We start from the raw sequence: 5,600 nt of genomic DNA, 5'->3' as shown, positions 1-5,600 counted from the left end.
ATGTCCCGCACCTGACCGGTCAGGTTGCGGAACGCGGTGTTCACCGAATCGGTGAGGTCCTTCCAGGTGCCCGCCGCGCCCGGCACCTGCGCCTGGCCGCCGAGCCGGCCCTCCGCGCCGACCTCGCCGGCCACCCGGGTCACCTCGTCGGCGAAGGTGCGCAGCGTCTCGGTCATCGCGTTGACGGTCTCGGCGAGCTGCGCGACCTCGCCGCGCGCGCCGATGGTGATCTTCTGCGACAGGTCGCCGTTGGCGACCGCGGTGGTCACCTGGGCGATGTCGCGCACCTGCGCCGTCAGGTTGCCGGCCATCAGGTTGACGGAGTCCGTGAGGTCCTTCCACACGCCGTCGACACCGGCCACCTTGGCCTGGCCGCCCAGCTGGCCCTCGGTGCCCACCTCACGCGCGACGCGGGTCACCTCGGCCGCGAAGGAGGAGAGCTGGTCGACCATCGTGTTGACGGTGTTCTTCAGCTCCAGCATCTCGCCGGCCACGTGCACGGTGACCTTGCGCGACAGGTCGCCCTTGGCGACCGCCGTCGTGACGAGGGCGATGTCACGCACCTGGGCCGTCAGGCGGGACGCCATGGTGTTGACCGAGTCCGTGAGGTCCTTCCACGAACCGGACATGCCGCGCACCCGCGCCTGGCCGCCCAGCTTGCCCTCGGTGCCGACCTCGCTCGCCACCCGGGTCACCTCGTCGGTGAAGGTGGACAGCTGGTCGACCAGCCCGTTGACGGTACGGCCGACCTTGAGGAACTCGCCGCGCAGCGGGTGCCCGGAACCGTCGGCACCCTGCGCGCGCAGGTCCATCCGCTGCTCCAGGTCGCCCTCCGCCACCGCCGACAGCACCCGGCCGACCTCGGACATGGGGCGCACGAGGTCGTCCACGAGCGCGTTGGAGGCGTCGATGGCCGCCGCCCAGGCGCCCTCGCACGCCCCCGTCTCCAGGCGCTCCGCGAGCTTGCCCTCGCGGCCCACGACCCGCCGCACCCGCGCCAGCTCCCCGGTCAGGTGCTGGTTGCGGTCGGCGACCTCGTTGAACACGGCGGAGATCTCCGCCATGACGCCGTCGCCGGTGACCGTCAGCCTCTTGCGGAAGTTGCCGTCCCGCATGGACTCCAACGCCGACAGCAGCCGGTGCAGGGCCGCCGAGTCGACCTCTACGGTCCCCGTACCGGCTCCGCCCGTACGCGACCGCGCGTTCTTGACCCGTGCGGAACCGCCCCGCTTCGCCGCGGATGCCGCGCCGCCTCGCGCCGATGCGCCAGACTCCACCGTGTCCCTCCCGGAGGGTCGACCGACCTGCAGGTGCCTCGTTCAGGCATGACCAGTGTTTCACCATGCCCGGGCCCGGCCATAACAGTTCGGCAGCATCGCATATGACCGGCGTCATGATCGGGGCAGGAACACCCCCAACCGGCACACACGCGGTCGCCGGGGGTAAGTAACCTGGCATGCGGTTGCCCACCTTGGGCCGGGCGTACACCTCGAAGTGGGGGCCGGTGGTGACAGTACAGCGGACGACAAACGGTGACGTCCCGGGACAAACAAGGAGATCCGTGATCACGGCGCGGGCAGCGGCCACCTTCGAACCCGTGGGACGCTCGGTCGCCACCGCACGCGCGTTCGTCCGCGACACGCTGCAGGGCTGGGGCTTCTCCGAGGTCGTCGACGACGCCGTCGTCCTCACCAGTGAACTCGTCACCAACGCCGTGGTCCACGCCGGTACCGCGGCGGACGTCCAGTGCCTGCGCTTCGAGTCCGCCGTACGGATCGAGGTCGCCGACCGCTACCCGGAACGTGAGCTTCCTCTCCACGACGCCAAGAAGCAGATCCACCCCGACCACGAGGGCGGCCGCGGGCTGCTGCTGTGCTCGGCGCTGGCCAGCCGGTGGGGCGTGGAGTACACCGCCGCCAACAAGCACGTCTGGTTCCGCCTGGAACTCCCGCAGCGCCCCGCCGGCACCCGTTCCGCGGGCCCGGCCCTGCCCGTCCAGGCGCTGCCGCTGGCCGACGAACGGGTCCGCGTCGCCGTCGTCCAGGTCGACCGCGGCGGCATCATCACCCGCTGGAACCAGGACGCCGCCGACCTCTTCGGCCACGCCGGCGACCAGGTGACCGGCAAGCCGCTCGGCGACTTCGCCGCCTGGCCGCAGACCCCCGGCACCGGCCACGGCATCGCCGAGGCCCTGCGGCTGTCCCGCTGGGAGGGCAGCTACGGCCTCCGCGGCGCCGACGGGCGGATCCTCCCCGTCTACGGCACGCACCTGCGGGTGCGCGACTCCTCCGGCGAGCCGTCCACCGTGTGCCTGCTGGTGCGCGAGGACGAGCGGGCCGTCCTGCAGAACCCGGGCCGCGGCATGATCGCCGTCGAGGGCGGCGCCGAACGCGGCAAGGCCGTGGACCCCTTCGAGTCCTTCATCGGCTCCCCCGCCCCCGACGACCTCGACGGGCTGCTGCAGCGCACCGTCGAGCGCGCCCGCGACATGCTCGACGGCGACGCCGCCTACCTGCTGCTCGCCACCGACGACGAGACCGAACTGGAGGTACGGGCCTCCACCGGTCTGCCCTCCGCGCGGCAGCGCTTCGCGCGGGTCCCCGTCGAGGCCGGCACCGGCCGCTACGGCAGCGCCCGCATGCCTGCCGTCCACGAGGACCTCACAGCGGTGCCCGGCGCCGTCCCGCTGCTCGCCGGCACCGGCATGCGCTCCGTCGTCACCGTCCCCCTCAAGGTCGAGGGCCGCCTCACCGGTTCGCTGGGCGTCGCCGCGGAGAGCCCCGGCCGCTACACCAACGAGGAGGCGCTGCGGCTGCAGTTCGCCGCCGACCGCATCGCACTCGCGGTGGAGAGCGCGCGCCTGACCGAGCTGGAGCGGCTGCGCCGCGGCTCGCTGTCCTTCCTGGTGGAGGCCTCCGACCTGCTCGCCGGCACCCTGGAACGCGACCAGACGCTCGCCCTGATGGCCCAGATGACGGTGCCGACCCTGGCCAACTGGTGCGCCGTCTACACGATCGCCGACCAGGCCTCGGAGCCCGAACTCGCCTTCGTCCTCCACGAGGACGAGGACCGCATCGACGGCATCAAGGCCCTGCTCTCCCGTGTCGCCCCTCCCGAGCCCGACCCCACCCCCGGGGCCCGGGTGTGGACCGCACCGGCCGACGCGGCGCACTCCACGGCCCTGCGCGCCTCCCTGCGCAGCCTGGGCCTCGGCGACGCCGCACGGCCCGCCACGGGCCCCGGCACGGCCCTGGCGACCGCGGCGGCCGTCGGCGGCGAGACGGTCGTCCTGCCGCTGGTGGCCCGCAACCGCGTCATCGGCATGCTCACCCTCGGCAAGTCCGCCGACGAGCGCTTCCGCCAGGAAATCCTGGAACTCGCCGAGGACCTGTCGCGCCGGGCCGCCCTCGCCCTGGACAACGCCCGCCTCTACAGCGAGCGCACGGCCATCAGCCAGTCCCTCCAGCGCAGCCTGCTGCCGCCCGGCCTGCCGGTGATCCCCGGCGTCGAGGTCGAGGTGGTCTACCGCGCCGCAGGCGAGGGCAACGAGGTCGGCGGCGACTTCTACGACGTGTTCCCGATCCGCGACGGCTGCTGGGGCTTCGCCATCGGCGACGTGTGCGGCACGGGGCCCGAGGCCGCCGCCGTGACCGGTCTCGCCCGGCACGCGCTGCGCCTGCTCGCCCGTGAGGGCTTCAGCGGCCCGTCCGTCCTGGAGCGCCTCAACGCGGCCATCCTGGACGAGGGGGCCCGCAGCCGCTTCCTCACCCTCCTCTACGGCGAGATGTGGCCGCAGAGCGACGGCAGCGCCGTCCTGAAGGTGGTGTGCGCAGGGCACCCGCTGCCGCTGCGCCTGCGGCAGAGCGGCGTCGTCGAACCCGCGGCGGAGCCGCAGCCGCTGCTCGGCGTCATCGAGGACCTCGAACTCGTCGAGCAGACCGTCACCCTCGACCCCGGCGACGTCCTGCTCTGCGTCACCGACGGCGTCACCGAACGCCGCGAGGGCACACGCATGCTCGGCGACGACGGCCTCGCCGACGTCCTGGCGACGTGCACGGGCCTCACCGCCGGCGCCGTCGCGGCCCGCATCCAGCGCGCCGTCGAGCGCTTCGCATCGGACGCGCCCTCCGACGACATGGCCATCCTCTCGATGCGCGTCCCGGAACTGCCCGCCTAGCGGGCCCGGTCCGCGCAGAGCCCGGGAAAAGGGAAAGGCCCCCGCCGTGACGGCGGGGGCCTTTCCTCATCAGAGCCCCAATACGGAATCGAACCGTAGACCTTCTCCTTACCATGGAGACGCTCTGCCGACTGAGCTATTGGGGCGCGTCGACGTGAAGGATCTTAACCCATCCCGGTCCCGGTTCGGAAATCCGCTCGACGTAGGGACCGACCGGAACGGCCGGGGATCAGAGCAGGCCGCCGAGCGTGTTGCACGCCGCGGCCATCCGCTCCAACTCCTTCTCCGTCAGACCCGGGTGGACGGGCAGCGACAGCGTCTCGCCGACCGCCTTCTCGGTACGCGGCAGGTACGAACTCGACCGGTACTCCGGGAGCCGGTGCACGGGCGTCGGAATGCTCACGTTCGCCTGAACGCCCCGCGCGGCCAGGGCCATCGCGAACGCGTCCCGGTCCGGCCGGCCGTTCCCCGGTATGCGCACCGTGTAGCGGTGGTAGACGTGGTGGGCGCCGGGCTCCACGTACGGCACCAGGACCCCGGTCAACGCCGAGTCCAGGTAGCGGCAGTTGGCCCGCTGCCGGGCGACGGCACCGGCGAGCTTCGCCAGCGCCCCCCGGCCCACGGCCGCCTTGCGGTCGGTGATGCGGGCCCGGGCGTGGACGGTGTCCCGAAGCCGCTTGACGGCACTGGCCAGTTCGGGGTGCTCCGTGGTGACCACGGCACCCTCCTCGACGGAGAACACGCTCAGCACGCCGTAGGTGCCGACCCGGCGGCCGGCCAGCGTGGCCGCCTGGGCCTGGGTGGCGTCCTCGACGATCGCCAGGCCGTGCCGGGCGGCGATGTCGGTGATCTGGTCGACGGCCGCAGGGTGCCCGAAGAGGTGCACCGGGAGGATGGCCACCGTGAGGGGCGTGATCGCGGCGGCGACGGCCTCCGGGTCGAGGCAGAACGTCAGCGGGTCGATGTCGGCGAAGACCGGCACCGCACCGACCTGCCGCACGGCGGCCGCGGTCTCCACGGGCGCGAACGACGGCAGGATCACTTCCTCGCCGGCGCCGATGCCGAGCGAGAGCAGCGCCAGCTGCATCGCGGAGGTCGCCGAATCCACGGCAACGGTATGACGCCCGTCCACCGCCGACGAGAACTCGTCCTCCAGCGCGGCTACTTCAGCACCCTGAACCAGGAACTGCTGCATCAGGCTCACCTCCACTTACCCGGTCCCGCAAGGATCACCGCGGCGGGTGATGCGTTGCTGATCTGAACATGAACAGCGGGTGTGGATACGCCAAAGAGCCGTGGCCCCCGCCCGGGGGGGGGGGGGGGGGGGGGGAGGTTTTTTAGGCGGGCGGCTACTAGTCCAAACGGGACCCCCCGGAGGACCAAACGCGCCCCAATGCTTATCATCGCGGGTAGGGGTTTTTAC

The 5,600-nt window shown here is 72.4% G+C and carries 3 protein-coding genes and 1 tRNA gene; 1 reads left to right on the top strand and 3 read right to left on the bottom strand.

Annotated features, from left to right (window positions below; all coding sequences use genetic code 11):
* A partial coding sequence (locus ACFZAU_RS35740) for a HAMP domain-containing protein (RefSeq protein WP_499601982.1) occupies positions 1-1,277 on the bottom strand: 1,277 nt, incomplete at its 3' end.
* A gap of 284 nt (positions 1,278-1,561) precedes the next feature.
* On the opposite strand from ACFZAU_RS35740, the gene ACFZAU_RS35735 reads away from it, so the two are divergent.
* A complete protein-coding gene (locus ACFZAU_RS35735) occupies positions 1,562-4,177 on the top strand; it encodes a SpoIIE family protein phosphatase (protein ID WP_500555620.1) in 2,616 nt (871 codons plus the stop codon).
* 73 nt (positions 4,178-4,250) lie between these two features.
* On the opposite strand, the gene ACFZAU_RS35730 is transcribed toward ACFZAU_RS35735, so the two are convergent.
* A tRNA-Thr gene (locus ACFZAU_RS35730) sits at positions 4,251-4,323 on the bottom strand.
* Between the two features lie 83 nt (positions 4,324-4,406).
* Positions 4,407-5,372: a DegT/DnrJ/EryC1/StrS family aminotransferase gene (locus ACFZAU_RS35725; protein WP_500555619.1), complete on the bottom strand. Its 966-nt coding sequence runs from the start codon at positions 5,370-5,372 to the stop codon at positions 4,407-4,409.
* Positions 5,373-5,600 lie beyond the last annotated feature (228 nt).

This window comes from Streptomyces sp. NPDC008238 (assembly GCF_042956445.1).
Lineage (GTDB): Bacteria > Actinomycetota > Actinomycetes > Streptomycetales > Streptomycetaceae > Actinacidiphila.
This window is presented reverse-complemented; position numbering and strand designations above follow the sequence as displayed.